Origin of the sequence: Phytobacter sp. MRY16-398, from assembly GCF_003925915.1 — a bacterium.
GTDB classification, from domain to species: domain Bacteria; phylum Pseudomonadota; class Gammaproteobacteria; order Enterobacterales; family Enterobacteriaceae; genus Phytobacter; species Phytobacter diazotrophicus.
Map to the genome: position 1 here is coordinate 1,475,434 of NZ_AP018756.1, position 24,585 is coordinate 1,500,018.

The 24,585-nt window shown below is 55.3% G+C and carries 23 protein-coding genes; 5 read left to right on the top strand and 18 right to left on the bottom strand.

The window, feature by feature from the left end; genetic code table 11:
• Window positions 1–105: 105 nt before the first annotated feature.
• The gene (purN, locus tag MRY16398_RS07190; RefSeq protein WP_071193410.1) at window positions 106–744 is read right to left on the bottom strand and encodes a phosphoribosylglycinamide formyltransferase; all 639 of its coding nucleotides are present in this window, start codon (window positions 742–744) and stop codon (window positions 106–108) included.
• A complete protein-coding gene (purM, locus tag MRY16398_RS07195) occupies window positions 741–1,778 on the bottom strand; it encodes a phosphoribosylformylglycinamidine cyclo-ligase (RefSeq protein ID WP_125124089.1) in 1,038 nt (345 codons plus the stop codon). Before purM ends, purN begins: the two co-directional genes overlap by 4 nt.
• Window positions 1,779–2,055: 277 nt before the next feature.
• Here purM and upp point away from each other — a divergent pair, with 277 nt between their 5' ends.
• From upp to MRY16398_RS07210, 3 genes are all read left to right on the top strand, one after another.
• Complete coding sequence (upp, locus tag MRY16398_RS07200) at window positions 2,056–2,682, top strand: uracil phosphoribosyltransferase (RefSeq protein ID WP_039079688.1); 627 nt, start codon at window positions 2,056–2,058, stop codon at window positions 2,680–2,682.
• Window positions 2,683–2,955: 273 nt separating this feature from the next.
• A complete protein-coding gene (gene uraA, locus MRY16398_RS07205; protein ID WP_039079689.1) occupies window positions 2,956–4,245 on the top strand; it encodes a uracil permease in 1,290 nt (429 codons plus the stop codon).
• Window positions 4,246–4,340: 95 nt separating this feature from the next.
• Window positions 4,341–5,042: a DnaA inactivator Hda gene (locus tag MRY16398_RS07210; RefSeq protein ID WP_064572411.1), complete on the top strand. Its 702-nt coding sequence runs from the start codon at window positions 4,341–4,343 to the stop codon at window positions 5,040–5,042.
• A 34-nt stretch (window positions 5,043–5,076) separates the two neighbouring features.
• On the opposite strand, the gene arsC is transcribed toward MRY16398_RS07210, so the two are convergent.
• Together arsC and bepA are read right to left on the bottom strand one after the other, a co-directional pair.
• Window positions 5,077–5,436 (bottom strand): arsenate reductase (glutaredoxin), encoded by a 360-nt coding sequence (gene arsC, locus MRY16398_RS07215; protein WP_039079691.1) that lies wholly within the window; start codon window positions 5,434–5,436, stop codon window positions 5,077–5,079.
• 12 nt (window positions 5,437–5,448) lie between these two features.
• On the bottom strand, window positions 5,449–6,912 hold the full coding sequence (bepA, locus tag MRY16398_RS07220) for a beta-barrel assembly-enhancing protease (protein ID WP_039079692.1): 1,464 nt from the start codon (window positions 6,910–6,912) through the stop codon (window positions 5,449–5,451).
• Between the two features lie 222 nt (window positions 6,913–7,134).
• Between bepA and MRY16398_RS07225 the strand changes: the two genes are divergently transcribed.
• Window positions 7,135–8,205, top strand: coding sequence for an AI-2E family transporter (locus MRY16398_RS07225; protein ID WP_108700846.1), 1,071 nt, complete (start codon window positions 7,135–7,137; stop codon window positions 8,203–8,205).
• An 82-nt stretch (window positions 8,206–8,287) separates the two neighbouring features.
• Here MRY16398_RS07225 and focA read toward each other — a convergent pair whose 3' ends face one another.
• The 14 genes from focA to MRY16398_RS07295 all read right to left on the bottom strand — a co-directional run bounded on the left by focA (window position 8,288) and on the right by MRY16398_RS07295 (window position 23,558).
• Window positions 8,288–9,145 (bottom strand): formate transporter FocA, encoded by an 858-nt coding sequence (focA, locus tag MRY16398_RS07230; RefSeq protein ID WP_039079694.1) that lies wholly within the window; start codon window positions 9,143–9,145, stop codon window positions 8,288–8,290.
• A gap of 135 nt (window positions 9,146–9,280) precedes the next feature.
• Window positions 9,281–11,230 (bottom strand): sigma 54-interacting transcriptional regulator, encoded by a 1,950-nt coding sequence (locus MRY16398_RS07235; RefSeq protein ID WP_108700847.1) that lies wholly within the window; start codon window positions 11,228–11,230, stop codon window positions 9,281–9,283.
• A 225-nt stretch (window positions 11,231–11,455) separates the two neighbouring features.
• Entirely contained in the window at window positions 11,456–11,866 is a 411-nt protein-coding gene (locus MRY16398_RS07240) for a formate hydrogenlyase maturation HycH family protein (protein ID WP_039079696.1), read from the bottom strand.
• Window positions 11,859–12,635: an NADH-quinone oxidoreductase subunit B family protein gene (locus tag MRY16398_RS07245; protein WP_071193407.1), complete on the bottom strand. Its 777-nt coding sequence runs from the start codon at window positions 12,633–12,635 to the stop codon at window positions 11,859–11,861. Before MRY16398_RS07245 ends, MRY16398_RS07240 begins: the two co-directional genes overlap by 8 nt.
• Complete coding sequence (hyfH, locus tag MRY16398_RS07250; protein ID WP_039079698.1) at window positions 12,632–13,180, bottom strand: hydrogenase 4 subunit H; 549 nt, start codon at window positions 13,178–13,180, stop codon at window positions 12,632–12,634. Before hyfH ends, MRY16398_RS07245 begins: the two co-directional genes overlap by 4 nt.
• A 10-nt stretch (window positions 13,181–13,190) precedes the next feature.
• On the bottom strand, window positions 13,191–14,918 hold the full coding sequence (locus MRY16398_RS07255) for a hydrogenase large subunit (RefSeq protein WP_125124090.1): 1,728 nt from the start codon (window positions 14,916–14,918) through the stop codon (window positions 13,191–13,193).
• Window positions 14,915–16,504: a hydrogenase 4 subunit F gene (locus MRY16398_RS07260; protein ID WP_039079700.1), complete on the bottom strand. Its 1,590-nt coding sequence runs from the start codon at window positions 16,502–16,504 to the stop codon at window positions 14,915–14,917. Before MRY16398_RS07260 ends, MRY16398_RS07255 begins: the two co-directional genes overlap by 4 nt.
• 4 nt (window positions 16,505–16,508) lie before the next feature.
• Window positions 16,509–17,159, bottom strand: a complete 651-nt coding sequence (gene hyfE, locus MRY16398_RS07265) for a hydrogenase 4 membrane subunit (RefSeq protein WP_039079701.1) — start codon at window positions 17,157–17,159, stop codon at window positions 16,509–16,511.
• 12 nt (window positions 17,160–17,171) lie between these two features.
• Complete coding sequence (locus MRY16398_RS07270) at window positions 17,172–18,611, bottom strand: hydrogenase 4 subunit D (protein WP_125124091.1); 1,440 nt, start codon at window positions 18,609–18,611, stop codon at window positions 17,172–17,174.
• Between the two features lie 16 nt (window positions 18,612–18,627).
• Window positions 18,628–19,575, bottom strand: a complete 948-nt coding sequence (locus tag MRY16398_RS07275) for a respiratory chain complex I subunit 1 family protein (RefSeq protein ID WP_125124092.1) — start codon at window positions 19,573–19,575, stop codon at window positions 18,628–18,630.
• A 13-nt stretch (window positions 19,576–19,588) separates the two neighbouring features.
• A complete protein-coding gene (gene hyfB, locus MRY16398_RS07280; protein ID WP_125124093.1) occupies window positions 19,589–21,610 on the bottom strand; it encodes a hydrogenase 4 subunit B in 2,022 nt (673 codons plus the stop codon).
• Complete coding sequence (locus MRY16398_RS07285) at window positions 21,610–22,230, bottom strand: 4Fe-4S dicluster domain-containing protein (RefSeq protein WP_110294611.1); 621 nt, start codon at window positions 22,228–22,230, stop codon at window positions 21,610–21,612. The genes hyfB and MRY16398_RS07285 overlap by 1 nt, the downstream gene beginning before the upstream one ends.
• Window positions 22,231–22,515: 285 nt before the next feature.
• Complete coding sequence (bcp, locus tag MRY16398_RS07290) at window positions 22,516–22,986, bottom strand: thioredoxin-dependent thiol peroxidase (protein WP_039079706.1); 471 nt, start codon at window positions 22,984–22,986, stop codon at window positions 22,516–22,518.
• Window positions 22,986–23,558: a glycine cleavage system transcriptional repressor gene (locus MRY16398_RS07295; RefSeq protein ID WP_197687997.1), complete on the bottom strand. Its 573-nt coding sequence runs from the start codon at window positions 23,556–23,558 to the stop codon at window positions 22,986–22,988. The genes bcp and MRY16398_RS07295 overlap by 1 nt, the downstream gene beginning before the upstream one ends.
• Before the next feature lie 145 nt (window positions 23,559–23,703).
• Here MRY16398_RS07295 and dapA point away from each other — a divergent pair, with 145 nt between their 5' ends.
• A complete protein-coding gene (dapA, locus tag MRY16398_RS07300; protein ID WP_039079707.1) occupies window positions 23,704–24,582 on the top strand; it encodes a 4-hydroxy-tetrahydrodipicolinate synthase in 879 nt (292 codons plus the stop codon).
• The last annotated feature ends 3 nt before the right edge of the window (window positions 24,583–24,585 follow it).

Consider the following 24,585-nt stretch of genomic DNA (forward strand, 5'->3'; position numbering starts at 1 on the left):
TTAGATGTCCAACTGTGACAGATAAGTATGACAGTAATCCGGTTTTACCCGCAGAAAGGTGTTGCGCGCAACGATATGTTACGCGCAGGCAAAGAAAAGATTCGCTTACTCGGCCGCGTAGCCCTGTTCTGGCAGGCAAACGCCATCAAGCCAGGCTTTGTTTTCTTGCATAGCCAGACGGCCATCGACAAACCAACTCACGACCAGCGGATAAATCGCATGCTCCTGAGTCTGGACGCGGGCGGTCACGTCTTCTTCGGTATCGCCCTCAAACACCGGCACCTGTGCCTGTAAAATCACCGGGCCGCCGTCCAGTTCGTCGGTAACAAAATGCACGGTGGTGCCGTGAACGTCATCACCGTTCTCCAGTACCTGGCGGTGGGTGTGTAAACCGGGATATTTAGGCAGCAGGGAAGGGTGAATATTGATAAGGCGACCGGCGTAATGTGCCACGAAGTCCGGGCTGAGGATACGCATGTAGCCAGCCAGCACAACGATATCCGGGGCGTAAGCGTCAATCTCCTGCATCAGTTCGCGGTCAAACGCTTCGCGACTGGCAAACTGAGAGGCAAGAAGCGCATGGGCGGGAATGTTGGCTTCCCGCGCACGCTCAAGGCCGAACGCATCGGCCTTGTTACTGAATACTGCCCGGATGGTGCCATTGATTTTCTTCTGCTTGCAGGCATCAATTATTGCCTGCAAGTTGCTTCCGTTGCCGGAAATGAGCACCACAATGTTTTTCATTCGATGACCACGCGTTCACTGGAATCGGATGCTTTGATATTACCGATTTTCCACGCGTTTTCACCTTTGGCATTCAGGAATGCGATGGCCTTATCTGCTTCATCAGCTGGCAGGGCGATAACCATACCGACACCACAGTTAAAGGTGCGATACATCTCGTGACGGCTGACATTGCCCGCCGTTTGCAGCCAGTTAAAGACGGCCGGCCATTGCCAGGAGGACTCGTCGATCACCGCCTGGGTATTGTCTGGCAGCACGCGCGGGATGTTTTCCCAGAAGCCGCCGCCGGTCAGGTGGGCGATGGCGTGCACATCTACGTTTTCAATCAGCTCAAGGATCGATTTCACGTAGATGCGGGTCGGAGTCAGCAGGTGATCCGCGAGGGATTTTCCTTCAAGCTGTGTCGTTTCAGGATCGCAACCGCTCACTTCGATGACTTTACGCACCAGGGAGTAGCCGTTAGAGTGCGGACCGCTGGACGCCAGTGCAATCAGCACATCGCCGTCGGCCACTTTGGAACCGTCAATAATCTCGGATTTTTCAACAACGCCAACGCAGAAACCGGCAACATCGTAGTCTTCGCCGTGGTACATGCCCGGCATTTCGGCGGTTTCGCCGCCAACCAGCGCACAGCCAGACTGCAGGCAGCCTTCCGCGATACCGTTAATCACGCTGGCTGCGGTGTCGACATCCAGTTTGCCTGTTGCGTAATAATCGAGGAAAAACAGCGGCTCTGCGCCCTGAACGACCAGGTCATTCACACACATGGCGACCAGGTCGATGCCGATGCTGTCGTGGCGTTTCAGATCCATCGCCAGACGCAGTTTGGTACCTACGCCGTCAGTGCCGGAAACCAGTACTGGTTCACGATATTTTTGCGGCAATGCGCACAGCGCGCCGAAGCCACCCAGACCGCCCATCACTTCCGGACGACGAGTTTTCTTCACCACACCTTTGATTCGGTCAACCAGAGCATTACCTGCGTCAATATCAACACCGGCATCTTTGTAGCTAAGAGAGGTTTTATCGGTCACTGCTTGAGTCCCCACGCGTTTGCTTGCGGTTCACCCGTCATATTTCAGGCTGTTACCCGAACTAATCAGGTTTTGGAAATAAAATTCGGCGCAATTCTAACAGTGAAGGCAAACGTTTGCGAGTCCATTATTTCAGGCCGCCGGGGATTCTTACGGTATACTCTTTTCCAGTCTGTTTGATCCGGATCAACGCCGCACCTGTAGCGTGGCGGAGAAAAAGCGGTATAATCCGGCGATTTTTTTTGTGGCTGCCACCGTTTTGGGGAAGGAGAAGAGTATGAAGGTCGTGGAAGTAAAACACCCACTCGTCAAACACAAGCTGGGCCTGATGCGTGAAAATGACATCAGCACCAAACGCTTTCGTGAACTCGCCTCGGAAGTCGGTAGTCTGCTGACCTATGAAGCGACTGCCGATCTGGAAACGGAACGTGTGACTATCGAAGGCTGGAACGGCCCGGTAGAAGTCGAACAAATCAAAGGCAAAAAAATCACCGTAGTACCTATTCTGCGTGCCGGTCTGGGCATGATGGAAGGGGTGCTGGAACACGTTCCGAGCGCGCGCATCAGCGTGGTGGGTATCTATCGTAATGAAGAGACCCTGGAGCCGGTGCCGTATTTCCAGAAACTGGTTTCTAACATCGACGAGCGTATGGCGCTGGTCGTTGACCCGATGCTGGCAACGGGCGGTTCTATGATTGCCACCATCGACCTGCTGAAAAACGCAGGCTGCCACAGCATCAAAGTGCTGGTGCTGGTTGCTGCCCCGGAAGGCCTCGCCGCGCTGGAGAAAGCGCACCCGGACGTTGAGCTGTATACCGCGTCCATCGACAAGGGCCTCAATGAGCACGGATACATTATTCCGGGCCTCGGCGATGCCGGCGACAAAATCTTTGGTACGAAATAAATGCTTTAAAAATCAAAAGCCGACTTTGAAAGTCGGCTTTTTTTTGGCGTAAACCAGAACAGAATCCGCCTGATTTCATCCCGCAGTCCACAACACTGCGGGATGGGTGATGAGCGGAACATATACCCTAATCACGTCGAGTTGCCGGCAAGGACAAGCGAGCGAATCCTGATGATCTTACGTAAATAAGTGATTCGGGTGGACGAGTACGGCCAACGCACCAGCGTCTTGACGTGTGAAGGGGATAAACAACAACACTCAGAGGAAAACACTATGACGCGCCGTGCTATCGGGGTGAGTGAAAGACCGCCGCTTTTACAGACAATCCCGCTTAGTTTGCAGCACTTGTTCGCTATGTTTGGCGCAACCGTGCTGGTGCCAATCCTGTTTCATATTAACCCGGCCACCGTACTGTTATTTAACGGTATCGGAACGCTGCTTTATCTCTTTATCTGTAAGGGCAAAATCCCGGCTTATCTGGGATCGAGCTTTGCGTTTATTTCGCCGGTACTGCTGCTTCTGCCGCTGGGCTACGAAGTGGCGCTGGGTGGTTTTATTATGTGCGGCGTGCTGTTCTGCATTGTTTCCTTCATCGTGAAGAAAGCAGGCACCGGCTGGCTGGACGTGATGTTCCCGCCTGCGGCAATGGGCGCAATCGTTGCCGTCATCGGTCTGGAGCTGGCCGGTGTTGCGGCCAATATGGCCGGTCTGCTGCCTGCGGATGGTCAGTCTGCGGATTCCAGAACCGTGCTCATCTCGCTGGTCACGCTGGGTGTGACCGTGTTTGGTTCCGTATTGTTCCGTGGTTTTATGGCGATAATCCCGATTCTGATCGGCGTGCTGGCCGGTTATGCGCTGTCGTTTGCAATGGGTGTTGTTGATACCACGCCGATTGCCAATGCGCACTGGTTCGCGCTGCCAACCTTCTACACGCCGCGTTTCGAATGGTTTGCTATCTTCACCATTCTGCCTGCGGCGCTGGTGGTTATTGCTGAGCATGTGGGCCATCTGGTCGTTACCGCCAATATCGTGAAACGCGATCTGATCCGTGACCCGGGCCTGCACCGTTCCATGTTTGCCAATGGCTTCTCAACCATTATTTCCGGTTTCTTCGGCTCAACGCCGAACACCACCTATGGTGAGAACATTGGCGTTATGGCGATCACCCGCGTCTACAGTACCTGGGTTATCGGTGGCGCGGCTATCATCGCGATTCTGCTCTCCTGCGTAGGGAAACTGGCGGCGGCAATTCAGATTATCCCGGTACCGGTGATGGGCGGTGTCTCTCTGCTGCTGTACGGGGTGATCGGCGCATCCGGTATTCGCGTGCTGATCGAATCCAAAGTGGATTACAGCAAAGCGCAAAACTTGATCCTGACCTCCGTCATTCTGATCATCGGCGTCAGCGGCGCGAAAGTGCACATTGGCGCGGCTGAACTGAAAGGGATGGCGCTGGCGACTATCGTGGGTGTTGCGCTGAGCCTGATCTTCAAATTGATCAGTGTCCTGCGTCCGGAAGAAGTGGTACTGGACGCCGAAGACAGCGAAGCAAATCAGCATTAATTGTCGCTCTGCAAACCGGGTGTCATGCCCGGTTCAAACGCGGTAAAGTTTTATGATAAACTTACCGCGTTTTTTAAAGCCCTGTTGAGGTACGTCTGAACACACCGGCGCAGCTTTCCCTGCCACTCTATCTTCCTGACGATGAAACTTTTGCGAGTTTCTGGCCGGGCGATAACCCTTCTTTGCTGGCGGCGTTGCAAAATGTCCTACGCCAGGATCATAGCGGATACATCTATTTCTGGTCGCGTGAAGGGGCAGGACGTAGTCACCTGCTTCATGCTGCCTGCGCTGAACTCTCTCAGCGTGGTGATGCGGTCGGCTATGTGCCGCTTGATAAGCGCACCTGGTTTGTACCGGAAGTGCTTGAAGGAATGGAACATCTCTCGCTGGTCTGTATCGATAATATCGAGTGTGTCGCAGGCGATGAACCCTGGGAGATGGCCATCTTCAATCTCTATAACCGTATTCTGGAATCAGGCAAAACGCGGTTACTGATCACCGGCGATCGTCCGCCACGGCAGTTGAATCTGGGGTTGCCCGACCTGGCGTCGCGCCTGGACTGGGGGCAAATCTACAAGCTGCAACCGCTCTCTGATGAAGACAAACTGCAGGCGCTCCAACTGCGTGCGCGGCTGCGCGGGTTTGAGTTGCCGGAAGATGTGGGACGTTTTCTGCTCAAGCGACTGGATCGCGAAATGCGCACGCTCTTTGACACGCTCGATCAGCTCGATCGCGCGTCTATTACTGCCCAGCGTAAGCTGACCATTCCCTTCGTAAAAGACATTCTGAAACTGTAGGCCCGGCAAGTATCGCACCTGCGGGCCCGTGGTATTAATAGACGATCTCAAGGACCTGCTCTGGCGGGCGACCAATGCGCGCCTTACCGTTCGCCACCACGATCGGACGCTCCATCAGTTTGGGGTTATCAAGCAGCGCCTGCAACAGCGCCTCTTCTGAGAGATGGCTATCCCCCAGTCCCAGTGATTTATAGAGATCTTCTTTCTGGCGCATCAGCTCCCGCGCGCTGGTCATCCCCAGCATTTTCAACAGCGCTTTAAGCGTGTCGGCATCCGGCGGCGTTTCCAGATACAGAACAACCTGCGGATCAATGCCGTTGGCTTTCAGCAGGCTGAGGGTATCGCGGCTCTTGGAGCAGCGAGGGTTGTGGTAAATCTTCACCGCGTCTGTCATCGGTTCTCCTTGTTACATCTTCTGATACGGGCGGAACGTTTTCTGCAACTGACGAAGCTGATCGATACGCGCATCGTAACGGGCCTGCTGCAGACTGCCCAATTTGACCTGCGAACTGGCGCTCCCCAGCAGCGTAATGGCCTGATCGAGCTTACCCGTCAGCGCCAGCCCTTCGGCACGCGCCGCCAGCTCTTCATCGCGATGGCCTAATGTGGCTTCCGCTTGCGCCAGCAGCTCCCAGCCGTTTACATCGTCCTTCCAGTTAAAGGTATAACGATTGAGTATCGCCTCTGCCGCGGCAGCCTGACCGCTGCTCAGATAGGCGTTTGCCAGGTTAAGCTGCAATACCGGGTTGGTTTTAATTTCCGCCGCATTTTTCAGACGGTTAATCGCTTCGTTGTTTTTGTTCTGCCCTAAATCAATGTCGGTCGCCAGGTCGATATACCAGGCATTTGTCGGATTGGCGCTCAGCAGGGGTTGCAGTGTTTTAGCGGCGTCGGCGAAGTTCTTCGCCTCCATTGCCTGCAGGGCGCGACCATATTGCGCGGCATGCTGCTCGCGTACATTGCCTTTTGCCCAGGCATCTAACATATCGCTGGTGAGCTGATTACGCCCGGAGTTATACATCCCCAGGGCTCTGGCTTTGGCCAGGTAAAATTCTTCGGAGGATTGCACGACCACCGGGCGCATCTGGTTGGCGCGGTTACGCGCATCGGCAAGACGGCTTTCCGGTAAGGGGTGGGTCAGCAAAATTTCCGGTGGACGAGAGGCGTAGCGTGATTGATCAAGCAGCTTTTCCAGGAAAGTTGGCATTGCCTGTGGATCGAAACCGGAGCGTTGCAAAACCTGAATCCCGATGCGGTCCGCTTCCTGTTCGTTCTGCTGCGTAAAGGTGATCATGCCCTGCTGCGTACCGGCCAGTGTACCGGTGAGCGCCGCCATCCCGGCCTGCGGGCTTGCCATGGCTAACAGAATGGAGCCGAGCGCGCCAGCCCAGGTCAGGGGGGCGCTACGCTTCTGATCTTCCATGGCACGCGCCAGATGGCGCTGGGTCACGTGGGAAATTTCGTGCGCCATCACCGACGCCAGTTGGCTTTCGTTATCCGCATAGCGAAACAGCGCTGAATGCAGCACCACGTTGCCGCCAAAGAAAGCAAAGGCGTTGATTTCGTCATTATTGACTAAGTAGAAATGAAACGGGGTCTTTACCGAGTTCGCATGCGAGACCAGGCGCATGCCCAGTCCGTTGATGTACTGAACCAGTAAAGGGTCGTTGATCAGCGGCGCACTGCCGCGCAGCTGGCGAACATAATAGTCGCCCATTTGCATTTCCTGACCAATGGACAGGGTGCTTCCTGCGGAGGTTCCCATATCGGGCAGACTGTCTGCAGAATCCGCAAACGCGGGCATCATCTGGCCGAGCGTCAGCGTGGCGATAAGGGTTGCGACCAGCGTTTTTTTCAACTGCCTGAACATAACCTCAATCCTGTAATTATTCGGGTAATCATTTGACCTGACGAGCCGGGGTTCGTTCCGGCGAAATAAAACAGAGAGTTTATCCCCCCTGATGGGGGAATAACACCTTTTTGCCCGCTCATCATGTTTCCTGTAAAGGCGACGAAAAGCGAAGTCTTTTTTGTGACATTTCGATACAATTCCTGAACTCACACCGGTCAATCCGGCTCCTGGAAGGAACATATGCTTGAATTGTTGATGCAGTGGTATCGCCGTCGCTTTAGCGACCCGGAAGCGATCGCGCTGCTGGTCATTTTGCTGGCAGGTTTTGTCATTCTCTTCTTTTTTAGCGGTCTTCTTGCGCCGCTGCTGGTTGCCATCGTGCTGGCCTATCTTCTCGAATGGCCAACCGTCCGTCTGGAAAGAGTCGGTTTCTCCCGCCGCTGGGCCGCCACGATGGTGCTGCTACTGTTTGTCGGCATCCTGATGATTATGGCATTTGTTGTGATGCCGGTTGCCTGGCAGCAGGGGATGAATCTGATTCGCGACATGCCGGGTATGCTCAATAAACTTTCCGATTATGCCGCCACGCTGCCACGACGTTATCCGATGTTAATGGATGCGGGCATCATCGATGCAATGGCAGAAAACATGCGTGCCCGGATGCTGGGCATGGGCGATTCGGTGGTGAAATACTCCCTTGCATCGCTGGTCGGGCTGCTGACGCTGGCGGTCTATCTGGTCCTGGTGCCTCTGATGGTCTTCTTCCTGGTGAAGGATAAAGAACAGATGCTCAATGCGGTGCGCCGCGTCTTACCGCGTAACCGTGGGCTGGCAGGGCAGGTCTGGAAAGAGATGAACCAGCAGATAACCAACTACATTCGCGGCAAAGTGCTGGAGATGGTTGTCGTCGGTGTTGCCACCTGGTTAGGTTTTCAGCTCTTTGGCCTTAACTATTCATTGCTGCTGGCGGTGCTGGTGGGGTTCTCGGTGCTGATTCCTTACATCGGCGCGTTTGTGGTCACCATTCCGGTGATTGGCGTGGCGCTGTTTCAGTTTGGTGCGGGCACCGAGTTCTGGAGCTGTTTTGCTGTCTACCTGATAATCCAGGGGCTGGATGGCAACCTGCTTGTGCCGTTACTGTTTTCCGAAGCGGTTAACCTGCACCCGTTGGTCATTATCCTGTCGGTAATTATCTTTGGCGGTCTGTGGGGGTTCTGGGGGGTGTTCTTCGCCATCCCGCTGGCGACGCTGGTGCAGGCAGTGATTCACGCATGGCCAGATACCGTGGTGGTTGACGACCATCACGTCTGACGTGATGTCTTCCCCGCTGGCGCGGTGCTTAGCGAGGCTACCAATCGTAGCCCTGATAAGCGCAGCGCCATCAGGGACGCGGTTAGTGGCCGTTATTTTGGTTACGCAAATAGATAATCCAGTAAGTAATCCCCACCAGCAGCCCGCCGCCGATAATATTACCTATCGTCACCGGGATCAGATTGGCCGTGATAAAATTGCTGACTGTCAATGCCGGAAAATTTTCCGGGCTGGCGTGAATGCTGGTCCAGAATCCTTCGGGTGCAAAATAACGAATAACAATAGAAAGCGGGATCAAAAACATATTCGCGATGCTGTGTTCGAAGCCGCTGGCGACAAACATACCGATAGGCAACAGCATCGCCATAATTTTATCGGTTAGCGTATGCCCGGAATAACTCATCCACACAGCCAGGCATACCATTAAATTACATAGCGTCCCCAGGCAAACGGCTTCAATGAAGGTGTGATGCATTTTATGGTCGGCGGTCTGTAATACATTTAATCCCCAAAGACCATTGCCACTCATATATTGCCCGGCAAACCAAATCAGCGCGACAAAAAACAGGGCACCGACAAGGTTACCGAAATAGACAATTATCCAGTTGATAATTAACTGTCGCCAGCTTATTAGCCCGCTGGCTTTTGCCATCACCGTCAATACTGTCGAGGTGAACAAATCTGCGCCACAGACCACCACCAGGATTAGGCCCAGCGAGAAGCACACGCCGCCGGCCAGTTTTGCCAGGGCGGTTGCAGGGGCAGGCCCGGTCGTGACGGTAATATAGAAAACGAATGCAATGGAAATAAATACACCAGCCGTGACCGCGAGAAAGAATGACAGTTCTTTCTTCTTGCTGACTTTATATAACCCTGCCTGTTCGGCGACCTTTGCCATTTCTGCGGGAAGTCGCAGATCAAAAGCATTGCTGGTATCCATGAGAATCTCCTGAGTCTATGCATTAATGAGGGAGCAATATCGACACCCGCATTTATATGCATAGGGCGTACCAGCCATTTAGCCGGTATCGCCTCTAAAGCGTTAATTCGCTCACACTTAAACTCAGAAGCTCAATTACAATACTTCCCGAACGGTAATACCCAACCGCTGCATACGTGATAACAGCGTGGTACGTTTCATCCCTAATTTTGACGCCGCACCGCGCGGCCCGGCGACAATACCGTTTGTTTCCCGCAGCACCTGAATAATACGCTGACGTTCCTCTTCATCATTTTCCGGCGGCTCGGTGTGCATCATTTCCGCCACGCGGGGCAGGGGAAAAGGAAAAGGATCATGGGCCACAGGCTGCACCATGCTACTGGGTTGCGCATTCAAATGCAGGCTCAGCGTATTATCGCGTGAGAGCAGGACCGCACGTTCGAGAATATTTTCCAGTTCGCGCACGTTGCCTGGCCATTCGTAGCGCATCAACTGGCGCATTGCATCGGCAGGAATGGTGTCGATTTGGCGGTTTAAACGGCGCGCCAGTTTTTGTGTGAAGTACCTGACCAGCAACGGGATATCGTCCGGGCGATCGCGCAGCGGCGGCAACACCAGCGGGAACACATTCAGGCGATAGAACAGGTCGTTGCGAAACTCCCGGTCGATGACCATCTGTTTCAGGTCGCGGTTAGTCGCGGCGATGACCCGAACGTTAACGGGAATGGTGCGGGTGCCGCCAATGCGCTCAATCTCCCTTTCCTGTAGCACACGCAATAATTTAGGTTGCAGTTCAATCGGCATATCGCCGATTTCATCGAGGAACAGCGTCCCCCCATCCGCCATTTCAAAGCGTCCACGGTGGGTGTTGATAGCGCCGGTAAATGCCCCTTTATCGTGACCAAACAGTTCGCTTTCCAGCAGGGTCGACGGAATGGCGGCACAGTTGATTTTCACCAGCGGTTTATCTTTGCGCAGACTCATCTGGTGAATGGCACGGGCAATAATCTCTTTCCCTGTACCGGTTTCGCCAAGAATCAGCACTGTACTGTCACTCAGGGCAACAATATTGACCTGCTGGAGCACATCGCGCATGGCGTCGCTCTGATAAATAATGTCGCCAAAGCTCTGGCTGGAAAGAATTTGCTCGTTAAGTTTGTTGTTCTCGTTTTTGAGGTTTTCTTTCAGATGCGTCACTTTACGATAGGCATCGGCATTATCGACAGCAATGCCAATTCTGTCGGCAATCTGTCGAAGTAATCGACAGTTTTGTGCGTTAAAAATCGACAAATCCCGGTGTGCCAGTACCAGTACGCCGGTGGACTGATGGCTAAAAGCCAGCGGCAGAATAAAGACCGTCTCCAGACCTTGCGCCTCCAACTGTTGCAGCAAGGGATCATTTAGCCACATTTGCGGCTCGTCCTTTTTTTGCAACAGGGTCGCATGATTTTCATTGAGCGCCGTATGCAGCAACTGGCTATCGCTGCGTAGCGGGTATTGCTGGCTTGTTGGCGGCTGAACCGTGAAATCCGTCGAGTTCCACATAAGCTGGCGCGAGCGCAGGGCATCGCGGAGCACCATTGCGACCGTATCCACGCCAAAGAAGCGGTGGATTTCACGCGAGACATCCGCCACCAGTTCATCAATATCAAGGTGAGACAGTACCGAGTTGGTGATATCGACCAGAACCCGGTCATGGTCAAGCTCCTGGCGCAACAGCGAAACGGATTGCTCCAGCTTGTCGCGCTCAATATCACCCTCTAAACCTTGCGCCGCGAGGCGTGCCAGCCATGCAAACATGGTGCTGTCTTTTTCGCAAAATTTACCGCCATCGGTGCGCACAAAGCGCAGCTCAGCCATGGTTTCTCCGGCAAGTAAAATCACCTGTTTTGAGCTGTCGCTGATTGAACCGGCATATTCACTGGTGCAGAACTCAACGCTTCCGTCGTCAAAACAGCGGTAGAATCGCGAATTACTGAGGCGAAGTTCGACAAACTGAATGGGGCTGAACGGAGGTGGTAGGGGAATGAACGCCCGCAGGACGGACGCCTTATCTTTCTGTTCCAGCAAATGCTGTAAAATCATGGATACTGCATCCTTCCAGAATCAATTGTACAGAAAAGCAGAAAAAAACAGTCATAAATCAACATAATGTGACTTCCTTATCCGTTTTTTCATATCAAGTGATTGTTCTTCGGTAAGAGAGCGGGCCACCCGGTATACTACTATACCCCCTTATTTTGTAGTGTTACCCGCTTCACGTATAGCTAATTGTCATACGAATTGACGTTTTATTGATATCACTAATGGTTAATCCAGCCGCCGCACCATCAGATAAATCGCCGGCTCACCGGCAATGTCTTTCAATTGCTGCAAGATGAGCTGGCTCCAGCTACGCCAGGGATCATCCGCTTCTTCTGCCAGTTTAGCAAAGGCGGGGGCCAGTTTATTGACGTGACTGGCATCAATGATGATTTCGCCAAACGTGAGCAGCCCCTGCATTTTCTTACGTGCGTCCTCATCCAGTAGCGCAAGCCAGCGCTCGTAGTCGGCAAGTGGACATTCCAGCACCACGTTGAGGCAGTCAATTACCCCCACGTGGTGACCAATGGCCAGCGAGTAGTACATCACCTGGCGGCTTTTTTCCTCGACATTGACGCTGTCATCGACAAATTTCTGCCGCAGCGTCCAGAACATCACTTTGCTGCCCTTCTCAGACATGCTTTCCCTCCATCTCGGCGCGCAGTTGCTGCACGATGGTGTCCAGACGCGGATCGGCCGCCTGCTGCAACCAGGCATTAATACGCGCGGAACTTTCGCGTGGATCGCCTTCGGTCAACAGCGCGAAGAAGTGATCGGCAATTTCACGTCCCTGGCGATAGCCTGCCAGGCGACGCGCCAGACGCTCGATATTAACGCGCATGGCCAGTGGTACGGCAGGCCAACGAACGGTCGCCGTTTCATTTTCAGCCTGGTGATGATCTTCGGCGTGCAGTTTCTGTTCCAGCAGGCCGAGCGCGACGGCGAAACCATGCACCGTTGCCGCCGGGGTCGGCGGGCAGCCGGGGATCCATACATCAATGGGGACGATGGTATCGCTGCCGCCCCAGACGCTGTAGAGATCGTGAAAAATACCGCCGCCGACGCCGCATGCGCCATAGGAGATCGCGATTTTGTGGTCAGGCGCGGAATGCCAGGCACGCAGCGCGGGCATACGCATGGCGCGGGTGACCGCGCCGGTAAACAGTAAAATGTCGGCGTGACGCGGTGACGCAACGACTTTAATGCCGAAGCGTTCGGCATCGAACAGCGGGGTGATCGCGGCGAAGATCTCAATTTCACAGCCGTTACATCCCCCGCAGTCCACGCGGTAAACATAGGCAGAACGTTGAATATCGCGAAGCAGCACTTGCTTGAGTTTTTGCGCTTGTTCATCCAGCGTTATGGGCTGACTGACATGCTGCTTTAACGTCAGGGAATCGGCGCTCATGCTTGCTCCTCAATATAATAATGAACGTTGGTGCTGCCGCGATGCTCCAGTGCCGCCCGACGTTTACATGCCGGGCAGACATTCGCCTGGGCGCGCAGGGTTTCCACCAGCGCCGGGTTCGATTGATGAAGTGCCAGTAATTCAGCCGCCAGGGCGACGGATTTTTCCGGCGCAAAGGGGGCGTGGCACTCGCTGCAATGCTGCAGCCGAAAGGTCGCGCGCACGTAGAGATCTTCTTTGCGGGTCACTGCCAGCTCAAACTCCTCTGACAGGCGAATGGCGTGCGTTGGGCACACCTCTTCGCAGCGGCCACAGTAGATGCAGCGGCCGATAAACAGTTGCCAGATGCGGGCGTTGTCATCCGGATGGGTTTCCATCGTCAGCGCGTTGGCAGGGCAGGCGGTGGTGCAGGCGCCGCAGGCGATACACTGCTCAGGATTAAGTTCGGGTTTGCCGCGAAATCCAGGGCAGACCTCCAGCGGCGCAAACGGGTATTTCACCGTGACTTCGCCCGCTCTGATAATGGTTTTCCACAATTTAAGCATCGTATCTTCCTTATCTCAGCGGCGAATTGCGACGTTCAATACTGTAACGCTCGATCTCTTTGTACGGCACGGTGGTGGACTTGCGCTTACGTACATCCACCAGCGTGACGCGGTCCGTACAGGAATAGCAGGGGTCGAGACTCCCGATAATCAACGGCGCATCGGAAACGGTATTGCCGCGCAGCATATAGCGCAGCACCGGCCAGTTGGCATAGGTCGCCGCGCGGCAGCGCCAGCGGAATAGCTTCTGGTTGTCGCCGAGCATGCTCCAGTGCACATCCTCGCCGCGCGGTGCTTCCACATAACCCAGTGCGAATTTATGCGGCTTGTAGCTGAACCCTTCGGTTAACAGCGCGGTGTCTGGCATATTGTCGAGGGCAAACTCAATCATCGAGAGGGAATCAAGCGTCTCTTTGATACGCACCATCACGCGCGAGAAAACATCCCCGGCGGGCCAGCTAAACAAGGTTTTTGGCAGATTGCCGTAGTCGGCATACGGATGGTCAAAGCGCAGATCACGGTTAAAGCCACTGCCGCGAATCAGCGGGCCGACCGGGCTATAGTCGCGCGCAATCTGACGGTCCAGCACCCCAACCCCCTGAGTACGCTGTGCCATATTCGGCGTTGAGAGCAGCATATCCACCAGTTGGACGACTTCCGCGCGCATCTCCTTCACCAGTTGGATAGTTTTAATGCGCTGCTCTTTCAGGATGTCGCGCCGCACGCCGCCAATCAGATTCAGGCCATACGTTTTACGCGAGCCGGTCAGCAGTTCTGCCATGGTCATCGATTTTTCGCGGATGCGGAAAAATTGCATAAAACCGGTATCGAAGCCGACGAAGTGACTGGAAAGCCCAATGTTTAACAGATGGCTGTGCAGACGTTCCACTTCCAGCAGCACCGAGCGGATAGTGTGAGCGCGTTGCGGCACAACAATACCCAGGGCGTTTTCTACCGAGGTGGTGTAGGCCACGCTGTGGGCGAAGCCGCATATCCCGCAGACGCGGTCTGACAGAAACGTCACTTCGTTATAACCCATGCGGGTTTCCGCCAGTTTTTCCATACCGCGGTGAACGTAGAACAGGCGGTAATCGGCATCGACAATGCGCTCGCCATCAACAAACAGACGGAAGTGGCCCGGTTCGTCTGACGTGATATGCAGCGGGCCGATGGGCACGATACGCGCTGAGCTATCGCCATCGTTGATAAACGGATAGTTTTCCGTATCGGTGGTCGGCTCCGGGCGCAGACGGTAATCCATGGTGTCTTTACGCAGCGGATGCAAATCGTCCGGCCAGTCGTCCGGCAGCACCAGACGGCGCTGATCCGGCAGACCTACCGGGATCAGACCGTACATGTCGCGGATTTCACGCTCGCCCCAGACGGCGGCGGGCACCTTAGGAGTGACGGAGGGGAATTCACGCGTGTTGGCATCCACCAGCGCTTTTACCACAATCCAGCATTTTTCCGCCCCTTCCATAGAAAGGGCGTAGTAGACCGCGTAATGACCATTCAGAGTACGTTCATCGTTACCGAATAACACCGGTAACCAGCCGTCATGCTGGTAATAGAGATAATGCACAATATCCGGCAGCAGATTGAGTTTTACCGTAATGGTGGTCTGCTCAAAAGTTTGCCGCTCTTCTTCAAGAATGGCACCGGGAAATTGCGCGTTCAACGCCGCAAGACAGGCACCGCCACGAGGGGCATCGAGACTGACACTCTCTAAATAACTCACTTTAACTCTCCCTGAACCCGCGCGGGTGTTGCGGTTGCGGCGGTGGTATCAAACGACGCCCACAGCCAACTAAATTGTGTTGATTGTTCATCATTACCGGACATCACGATGGCAGAAGCGTTTGCCAGCATTTTGCTTACCGGTTGCGGAATATGGGTCCCCATCACCAGCATCATCACCAGCAAAATGACCATCGGCACTGTGGTGAGCCAGCCGAGCTCACCGCTGGCGACTTCCTGAGGCGGTGCGGCAAACAGCGCTTTGGCGACCATGCGCACCAGCCCGCCAAGCACAATCGTCAGCAACAGCAGCAGTACGATAGTCACCAGCAGGTGATCGGCCGCCAGCCCGGCGGTGACGGTCATAAACTCGCTGAGGAAAATATTGAACGGGGGCATGCCGCCCAGTGCCAGCGCGCCGCCACCGAGCAGAACTGCGGTAAACGGCATGACTTTCAGCATGCCGCATACCACGTCCAGATTGCGGGTGCCGTATTTCAGCAGCACGTTGCCGGAACCGCAGAACAACAGCGTTTTGGCCAGGCTATGGTTCAGCGTGTGCAGCAGCGCGGCGAGAATACCCAGCGGGCCGCCGATACCGAGCGCCACCGCCACCAGCCCCATGTTTTCCACGCTCGAGTAGGCGAGCAGGCGTTTCATATCCTGTTGAACGAGGATAAAGAACGCCGCCACCGCCACCGAGAGCAGGCCGAAAATCATCAGTAAGGTATTTGGGAACGTGCTGCCGATGGCATGGCAGATAATGATGTAGTAGCGAATCAGCACCAGCAGCGCGCAGTTCAGCAGCACCGCTGAGAGCAGGGCGCTGACCGGGCTTGGCGCTTCACTGTGGGCATCCGGCAGCCAGGCGTGCATCGGGAACAAGCCGGTTTTGGTCCCAAAACCGATCAGCACGAAGACAAATGCCAGCACCATCAGCGTGGGGTCGAGGTTGCTGCTCTCTTTAAGGACTTCGGTCCAGAAAATCGCGTGGTCAGGCTCCACCATAAAGCTGGCGGCATTGGCATACACCAGGACCGTACCGAACAGGCCAAACGCGACGCCGACAGTACAGATAATGATGTATTTCCACGCGGCTTCCAGCGAAGAACGCTGACCGTAAATCCCCACCAGAAACGCTGAACTCAGTGTGGTGGCCTCAATGGCTGCCCACATGACAATCAGGTTGTTACTGGTGACCACCAACAGCATGGTGAAGAGAAACAGATGGAAGAAACCGTAATAGTTGCACAGGGTGCCGACGGTAATTTCCCCATGATCGACTTCATGGCGCATATAGCCAATGGAGTACAACCCGGTGATAAAACCGATGATCCCAAGAAGCGACAAGAACAACCCGCTTAAGCTGTCGATATGTAGCCAGCGATGGGCGGCGAATATCTCGCCCTCAGTTACAGCTTCCGCAACCGTCCACAGTGCCACGACCATCAGCACGACGATACCGACGAAATGCACGGTGGTGACCAGAGCGCGCGCGGCATTCCCTCGCAGACGGCACAGGAAGCAGAGTGCGGAGATGACCAGCGGCGTGAGCAACAGCAAGGTAAACATCAATGCGTGACTCATGTTGTTATCCTTTCAGCGCCGTAAGGTTATTAACGTCCAGCGTGCCGTGGGTACGCCAGATTTTTCGCGCCAGTATTGTCATGACGATCACCGCGAAAATGGCGTCGGTAGCGATGCCGATTTCAACCAACTCCGGCGCACGCCATGCCAGCAGCGCCAGCACCAGATGCGAACCGTTTTCCATCAGGCAGTAACCAAACACCTGGCGCAGGATATTGCGTTGGCTGACGATGCACAGTAGCCCCAGCAGGAAGTGGCCGAGCGCCACCGCCAGCGCGGGTTTAAGTTGCGCGACCAGCGGCAACTGCACCGGACGCACCACAAACCAGCACAGCAGCACGATGCCTGCGGCCATCAGCACCAGTGCGGCAGGGCCAAACAGGCGTTCTCCCTGACCCTCTGGCGCCATTTTGCGAAACGCATAACCCATGATGAGCGGCACCATCAGAACCTTGGTGAAGAAGGCGCTGATGGACCACATCCTCAGTTGTTCTGCATCCAGCAGTTGTGAGAGGGTAAAAAATATCGACACCAGCACCAGTGATTGCAGGGCGTACAACCAGCAGGAGACGGTGTAGCGTCTGGCGCAAGTGACCAATAACGAGGTGAACATCATCAGCCCCGCCAGATTGTTAACTACCAATGTTCCCGTCATCTTCGACTCCCTTTATCCAATCCACGCTGCGGCAATGAGACTTGAGCACAGCGACATCACCACCAGAATCCCCAGCACCAGTTTCATGGCATACGGTAGCGGTGCCGCCTGTGCCACCTCTTCGCTGGGTTCACCCGGCACCACGCGCCCGAACCAGTAGATAAACCAGCCGAAGCTGGCGACCGATTCCACCAGCGCCAGGATCATCACCGCGAGCAGAATGGGGTGCTGAGCAGAGAGGTCGAACCCGGCGGCAAACAGGGGGAACTTGCTGAAAAAACCGTTGAACGGCGGCACACCGGTAATGGCGAGCGCCGCAACGCAAAAGCCGATCCCGGCGATAGGGAGCGTGCGCATCACGCCACGAAGACGCGGCAGCATACGCGTACCGCAGCTATAGCTGAGTGCCCCGGCAACCAGGAAGAACAGGCTCTTGGCGAAGGCGTGGTTAAAGATGTAAACAATCCCCGCGTTGAAGGCCATTTTCGAACCGAAAATCGACATCGACAGAGCGAGAAAAATCCACGCCAGTTGAGAAATGGTCGACCAGGCAAGCAGGCGCTTCATGTCTTTTTGCGGCAGGTACATCAGGAAACCGTACACCAGGGTGATGGTCGCCATGGTGACGCCGACCCAGCCAATGACTTCCGGGATCTGCCCGCCTTCGGAAATAGCGCGGGCAAAAATGTAAACGCCCACTTTCACCATCGATGCGGCGTGCAGGTATGCACTGACTGGCGTCGGCGCTTCCATCGCATCCGGTAGCCAGGCCTGCAACGGCAGTTGCGCCGATTTCCCCCAGGCGGCAAACAAAATCCCACCGTAGACGATTAAGGCGCCGCTGCCGTTTAACTGGCTTAAGGCGCTCAGCGCGAAGGTGCCGGTTTGCAGAAACAGCGTGGCCGCCGCCAGATACAAGCCCAGCGAACCGACGTGGGTGATCAGCAGCGCTTTCATCGCCGAGTGTTGGGATTTCTCGGACTGGTAATAGCTGATGAGCGCCCAGGAGCAGCCGCCGGTGATTTCAAAAAACAGCAGCTGGCCCAGCAGCGTGGAGGAGAGCACCAGACCGGACATCGCGCCGATAAAAATCAGCAAGAATGCGTAGTAGCGATTGCTGCCATCGTGCGGGTGTTCCTTATTGCCACGGGTCAGATATCCCGTGGAGTAAAGCGCCACCAGCAGACCGAGGAAGACCACCACAAACAGAATCAGGGTGCTGATTTTGTCTACCGTCATCCCGAACAACGCTATCTGTCCGGCGCTAAGCAGCGGGATATCTACAACCTCGCTGCCTGAGGCATGAAAGCCCGCCGCCAGTGCGACCGTGGCAATAGTTGCCAGCAATGCGAACACGGTGGACAGCATGGGGGCGGTCTGTCTGGGGGCCAAAGAGACGACCAGCGCGCCGATAAACGGCAGGAGCAGGGTCGTCAGGGCAATTGTTTCCATAGTAATTCAGCGCTCCTTACAGACCGGTTAACCAAAGAACATATGACAGCGCGGCGAGACTAAAACCGAGCCAGGTAAGGTGGTGCGTCAGTAAAAACCGCCCGCGAGCGAGCGAGTTTTCCACCACTGACGCAATGACAAACACCACCAGTAATTTGACCAGCGTGATGACCAGCGAAAGCAGCATGGCCCCGACAGTCAGCGAGCCGGCATTGCCGAACGGGAAGAAGAGCGCCAGGAACAGCGAGGCCATCACCACCTGTTTCAGGCCGATTCCCCATTTCACCAGCGCCAGTCCTGCCCCGGAGTATTCGGTCAGCGGCCCTTCCTGTAACTCTTGTTCCGCCTCTGCAACGTCGAAGGGGATTTTGCCCATCTCAATAAAACAGGCGAATCCGTAGGCGAGCATCGCCAGCAGCGTGGCAACAGGGGAGACCCAACCGGCCGCCAGCGTGGTGCTGATCGCGCCGATATTGGTCGACCCGGCCAGCAGCGCCAGCACCAGCAGCGAGAGAATCAGCATCGGTTCCACCAGGATGCCGAGCGTCAGTTCGCGGCTGGCGCCAATCCCGGAAAACGGACTACCGGTATCGAGGCCGGAGAGCGCAAAGAAGAAGCGGAACAGGGCGAACAGGTAAATCAGGGTGATTAAGTCGCCCGCACCGGCGAAAGGCGAGGTGCGCACAAACAGCGGCAATGTCATCGCCACCACCAGCATGCTGCTCAGCAGCACCCAGGGCATGACGCGGAACATCATGCCGGACGAGGCCGGAGCCACCTCCTGGCGCTTAAGCAGTTTTTGCAGATCACGATAGTCCTGTAAGACGCCAGGACCCTGGCGAGAGTGCATCCGTGCGCGAATCTGCCGGGAGATGCCGGTAAATAATGGCGTTAATGCCAGCAGAAACGCCGCCTGGCAGAGGGCAAACAGACCCAGTGACCAGTCAGGGGTTGGTTGTATCATCTTCTCTCCCTCCTTAGACGGCGATAGTCAGCAGCAGGATCACCAGCGCGGCGATCACATACAGGCAATAGAGTCGGAAATCGCCGCTTTGCAGATACTGCACCGCACGGGCAATGCGTTTGGTTATCCCGACCAGTGGCAGGATGATTTTGTCGTCCCAGAACGGCTCTGTGCGGGTGGCAGCAATAGTTACGCCCCCCAGGCTGCGCTGTAACGGCTGGGCAGGATCGAGCTGTTTACGCATGCGATAAAGTGGGCCAAATACCACGCGCAGGGGCTGCGTAAAGCTGCCGGCAGACGGGGCCATCCCTTTTTCCCAGGCATAGCCGCATGCCCATGCATCACCGGTGCGCCGGAAGTTGCCACGGGTGTGACGGTTGATGTACCAGAACAGGCCCGGCAGTATGGGCATCGCGATAAGCAGCAGGAAGACCACCGAGGGCGTCAGCACTGCCTGCTGTGCGTCACCTGGCATCAGTGTTGCGCCTTGCGCCACGGCCAGCGTTTGCTGGGAGGAAAGCGACTGGGCAATGTGCAGCAGGTGTGGCGCAACCAGATTCGCCCCGACGCCTGCCAGTACGCAGAACAGCGCCAGCAGACACATGGCAATCACCATCGGCCAGGGGACTTCCCGGGCATGGTCGGCTTTTTCGCTGCGGGCGTTACCGCAGAAACTCACACCGTAAACTTTGACGAAGCACATCGCGGCCAGTGCGCCGGTGATAGCCAGCATGACGATGGCGATGGGGCCTGCCAGCCGGGGAATAATGGCGTCCACGCGGGTGAGGGAGAACAGCGACTGGTAGGTATACCATTCACTGATAAAGCCATTGAGCGGCGGCATGGCGGAAATGGCCAGACAGCCAATCAGGAACGCGCCTGCGGTCCACGGCATCCGTTTGGCCAGCGCGCCCATTTTTTCCATATCCCGTGTGTGCAGACGAAAGATAATCGCCCCGGCGCCGAGGAACAGCAGCCCTTTAAACAGCGCATGGTTGAGCAGATGGAAGAGTGCGCCGAGCAGACCGACGGCGGCGATCACCGGATGGTGGAGCGCAATGCCAGCCATGCCGACGCCGACGCCCATCAAAATGATGCCGATGTTTTCAACCGTGTGCCAGGCAAGCAGGCGTTTGATGTCATGCTCTGCCAGCGCGTAGAGCACGCCAAGCACCGACGACACCGCGCCGAAGGCCAGCACCACCACACCCCACCACAGCGGAATACCGCTATGTCCGAGCAGGTCGATACCGACTTTGATGATCCCGAAGATACCAATTTTGACCATCACCCCCGACATTAATGCCGACGCGTGTGACGGCGCGGCCGGGTGCGCGCGCGGTAGCCAACTGTGCAGTGGCAGCATCCCCGCTTTGGCGCCAAAACCGAAGAACGCCAGCAGGAAGACGGCGGAGGCGACGCCCGGTGATAGCGACAACTCACGGAAGCTGGCGAAATCCAGGCTGCCGCTCTGGCGCCACATCAGGAAGAAGGCAACCATGATCAGTACCGACCCGGCGTGGGCGATAAAGAAGTAGAGCAGACCGGCGTGAATGGATTCGTCGTCCTGATCGGTGATGACCAAAAACCAGGAGGCCAGCGACATCATTTCAAACAGCACGATGAACCAGAACGCGTTGTCCATCACTACCAGACCGACCATCGATGCGATGAACAGGTTCATAAAGAAGCCCATCGCGCCGACACCTTTGCCGACATATTCGCGCACGTAGGAGAGCGAATAGAGGCCGCAGACGGTCACCAGCAGGGAAATCACCAGCACCATAAAGGCCGCCAGACTGTCCATCCGCACGATAAAATGGGCAAACGCGAAGGGGCCGACGGCCTGCCAGTGCAGCGTCTGCGCACCCGTTAACCCGGTGACGGCGCTCGCCAGACCGAGTAAGCCGCCCGCCATCGCCGACAGACCGGCGACCTTAATCGCCAGATCCTCCTGGCGGGCCAGTAACAGTGACGCGACGCCGCCAGCGACATATAACAAGATTGACCACATCAATAATTGCAGGGCATCCATTAGCGTTGCTCCGGCGTGGGTGAAGAAGAGTCGAAGGTCATGTCCGTCGTGTTGAGCGCGGCCAGCAGCCGGCGCGCTTTCAACTGTTTATTGAGCGCGTCTTCCTGTACCAGATGCAGCGCATGTGTCGGACAGGATCTGATGCAGGCGGGACCTTCCGGCAGGAAGTGACAGAGGTCGCATTTGACGGCGATAGTCTGTACACCCGCATTCCAGCGTAAAAACGGCTGCATGGTCGGCGGGCTGGCGGGAACATCCCGGAGTTGTTCTTCCGGAACGAAGTTTTCGTAGCGTGCAGGAATGTTGAGTGGACGGCTGCCTGACGGGGTAATCGCACCGAACGGACAGACCAGGCCGCAGAGTTTGCAGCCGATACAGAGCGTTTCGTTGAGATAGACCGCGTCATCCTTGAAGGAAATCGCGTTCACCGGGCAAACCTGTTTACAGGGCGCATCGTCACAGTGTCGGCACATGACCGGCGCGGTTTTGGTGTCCGTTTTAACCAGCGTTAATCGTGGGTGGTACTGCAACCCTTCAGTCTTATGAACATCCGAACACGCGGCAAGGCAGGTATTGCATCCTATACACCACTCGGGATCTGCAATCACAAAGCGGTTCATGTCGGCTCCTTGAGAAGAAAGCGAGAAAATCGTTGAGCCTTCTTAAGCACAAGTCATGCCAAATGTTAAAATCAATATTTATCAGTGATTTGCGTGGTTTTGTGGTGGTGAGCAAACAAAAGTGATGGTCAGGGGCGAGCGATAAGTCGCCATTGTCGGCACTAGTGTCGAAATGAGTGATAAAGTGTGATCAACTTCAAATAATTGGCGGGAGAGGCAAAGACAGAAAACAAGGGCGGCCTTAGACGGGACGCCCGGAAGAGGGGTGATGCAATTTGAGCCCGCTTAGGCGTTCTCTTTCAGCCAGTTGAGCACGATGTCGTGATGATTGCTGGTTTTGAAATCATCAAAAACATGCTCGACTTTGCCATCGGCGTCGACAAGGAAACTAATGCGGTGAATGCCGTCGTAGGTTTTGCCCATAAAGGTCTTTTCACCCCAGACGCCAAACTGCTCGCAAATTTGGTGATCTTCATCGGACAGCAGCGTGAAGTTCAGCAGCTCTTTTTCGGCAAAACGGGAAAGTTTTTCCGGTTTGTCAGTGCTGATACCCAACACTTCTACGCCCGCTTTCTTCAAATCATCCATGTTATCGCGCAGGCCGCATGCCTGGACGGTACAGCCTGGCGTCATCGCTTTCGGGTAGAAATACACCAGAACACGCTGTCCCTGGAAGTCGGCCAAATTTACTTGTTCTCCGTCTTGATCCGGCAAGCTAAATTTCGGTGCGATATCACCGGCTTTCAGTGGATTCATTACTTAACTCCATCCTGTTCATCATGCTGTGAATAGTTGACCACGTTTATACTGCCTTGTGCATTCAATTCTGTACATAGGGCTTTGAATGCCTGGTCAATATTTGATGCGTCCTGCGAGGCAGGACTGTGAGCGGTTATCTGAATAAAAAGCTGCGCGGCCCTGGTGGCGTCGCCCGGTTGTGTGCGGGAGACCAGCTCAGCGATATTCATCTGAAAGGTGTCGAACAAGGCAGTAAAACGCTCAATCAGATGCGGCGAGTCAGGGACTTCAACCTGAACCCAGACGGTGGCAGGCATGGCAGGGCGAGGGCGTGCGGCGGTACGCTTCATCACGATCAATAAATCCAGCTCTGCGCCCTTAAGCGGCAACGTTGATTCAATCAGCGTAATAGCGTTCCATGAGCCGGAGAGCAGCATAATAAACGTGAACTCTTCTCCCAGCATAGCCAGACGACTGTCTTCAATGTTGCAACCGCAACTGCTGACGTGGCGCGTGATGGTATTAACGATACCCGGCCTGTCGGCACCCAGCGCAGTAATAACCAGAAAATGTTGTGATGAGGCAGTCAAACCTGTGCTTCCTGTCAAACCTGAGATAATCATAAGGAAAGCATAAAAAAAACCGGCATACAACCGCCGGAACGCCTCACGTCACTTGCTTTTATTACAGCACCACACGTACCATTGAGATTCTTGTTTGCACAGAGGATGGCCCATGTTCACGGGAAGTATAGTCGCGCTTGTTACGCCAATGGATGATAACGGTAAAGTCTGTCGGCCAAGCCTGAAAAAACTGATTGATTACCATGTCGCCAGTGGAACATCGGCGATTGTTTCTGTAGGAACGACCGGCGAATCCGCCACGCTCAGCCATGAAGAACATGGGGATGTGGTGATGATGACGCTGGAACTGGCAGACGGGCGTATCCCTGTTATCGCAGGGACTGGCGCAAACGCCACCGCGGAGGCCATCAGCCTGACGCAACGTTTCAATGACAGCGGCGTCGTGGGCTGTCTGACAGTAACCCCTTATTACAACCGTCCGACACAGGAAGGCCTGTTCCAGCATTTCAAAGCCATCGCTGGACACACCGATCTGCCCCAGATTCTGTATAATGTGCCATCGCGCACCGGCTGCGATTTGCTGCCGGAAACCGTGGGTCGTCTGGCGGAAATTAAAAATATTATCGGTATTAAAGAAGCGACCGGGAACTTAAGTCGCGTTCATCAGATCAAAGAGCTGGTTTCAGATGACTTTCTGCTGCTCAGCGGCGACGATGCAACCGCGATGGACTTTATGCAACTCGGTGGTCACGGCGTTATTTCCGTTACCTCGAACGTGGCGGCACGTGATATGGCCGACATGTGCAAACTGGCAGCGGAAGGGCAGTTCGCCGAAGCGCGTGTGATCAACAAGCGCCTGATGCCGTTACACAACAAACTATTTGTCGAACCCAATCCTATCCCGGTGAAATGGGCATGTAAGGAGTTGGGGCTTGTGGCAACCGATACGCTGCGCCTGCCGATGACACCGATCACCGATCACGGTCGTGAAGTGGTTCGCTCCGCGCTTAAGCATGCCGGATTGCTGTAAAGT

Excerpts from the sequence above, each read along its gene's own strand:
- purN (WP_071193410.1), bottom strand. The coding sequence starts at position 744 with ATGAAAAACATTGTGGTGCTCATTTCCGGCAACGGAAGCAACTTGCAG.
- upp (WP_039079688.1), top strand. The coding sequence starts at position 2,056 with ATGAAGGTCGTGGAAGTAAAACACCCACTCGTCAAACACAAGCTGGGC.
- uraA (WP_039079689.1), top strand. The coding sequence starts at position 2,956 with ATGACGCGCCGTGCTATCGGGGTGAGTGAAAGACCGCCGCTTTTACAG.
- arsC (WP_039079691.1), bottom strand. The coding sequence starts at position 5,436 with ATGACAGACGCGGTGAAGATTTACCACAACCCTCGCTGCTCCAAGAGC.
- bepA (WP_039079692.1), bottom strand. The coding sequence starts at position 6,912 with ATGTTCAGGCAGTTGAAAAAAACGCTGGTCGCAACCCTTATCGCCACG.
- MRY16398_RS07225 (WP_108700846.1), top strand. The coding sequence starts at position 7,135 with ATGCTTGAATTGTTGATGCAGTGGTATCGCCGTCGCTTTAGCGACCCG.
- focA (WP_039079694.1), bottom strand. The coding sequence starts at position 9,145 with ATGGATACCAGCAATGCTTTTGATCTGCGACTTCCCGCAGAAATGGCA.
- MRY16398_RS07235 (WP_108700847.1), bottom strand. The coding sequence starts at position 11,230 with ATGATTTTACAGCATTTGCTGGAACAGAAAGATAAGGCGTCCGTCCTG.
- MRY16398_RS07240 (WP_039079696.1), bottom strand. The coding sequence starts at position 11,866 with ATGTCTGAGAAGGGCAGCAAAGTGATGTTCTGGACGCTGCGGCAGAAA.
- MRY16398_RS07245 (WP_071193407.1), bottom strand. The coding sequence starts at position 12,635 with ATGAGCGCCGATTCCCTGACGTTAAAGCAGCATGTCAGTCAGCCCATA.
- hyfH (WP_039079698.1), bottom strand. The coding sequence starts at position 13,180 with ATGCTTAAATTGTGGAAAACCATTATCAGAGCGGGCGAAGTCACGGTG.
- MRY16398_RS07260 (WP_039079700.1), bottom strand. The coding sequence starts at position 16,504 with ATGAGTCACGCATTGATGTTTACCTTGCTGTTGCTCACGCCGCTGGTC.
- hyfE (WP_039079701.1), bottom strand. The coding sequence starts at position 17,159 with ATGACGGGAACATTGGTAGTTAACAATCTGGCGGGGCTGATGATGTTC.
- MRY16398_RS07270 (WP_125124091.1), bottom strand. The coding sequence starts at position 18,611 with ATGGAAACAATTGCCCTGACGACCCTGCTCCTGCCGTTTATCGGCGCG.
- MRY16398_RS07275 (WP_125124092.1), bottom strand. The coding sequence starts at position 19,575 with ATGATACAACCAACCCCTGACTGGTCACTGGGTCTGTTTGCCCTCTGC.
- hyfB (WP_125124093.1), bottom strand. The coding sequence starts at position 21,610 with ATGGATGCCCTGCAATTATTGATGTGGTCAATCTTGTTATATGTCGCT.
- MRY16398_RS07285 (WP_110294611.1), bottom strand. The coding sequence starts at position 22,230 with ATGAACCGCTTTGTGATTGCAGATCCCGAGTGGTGTATAGGATGCAAT.
- bcp (WP_039079706.1), bottom strand. The coding sequence starts at position 22,986 with ATGAATCCACTGAAAGCCGGTGATATCGCACCGAAATTTAGCTTGCCG.
- dapA (WP_039079707.1), top strand. The coding sequence starts at position 23,704 with ATGTTCACGGGAAGTATAGTCGCGCTTGTTACGCCAATGGATGATAAC.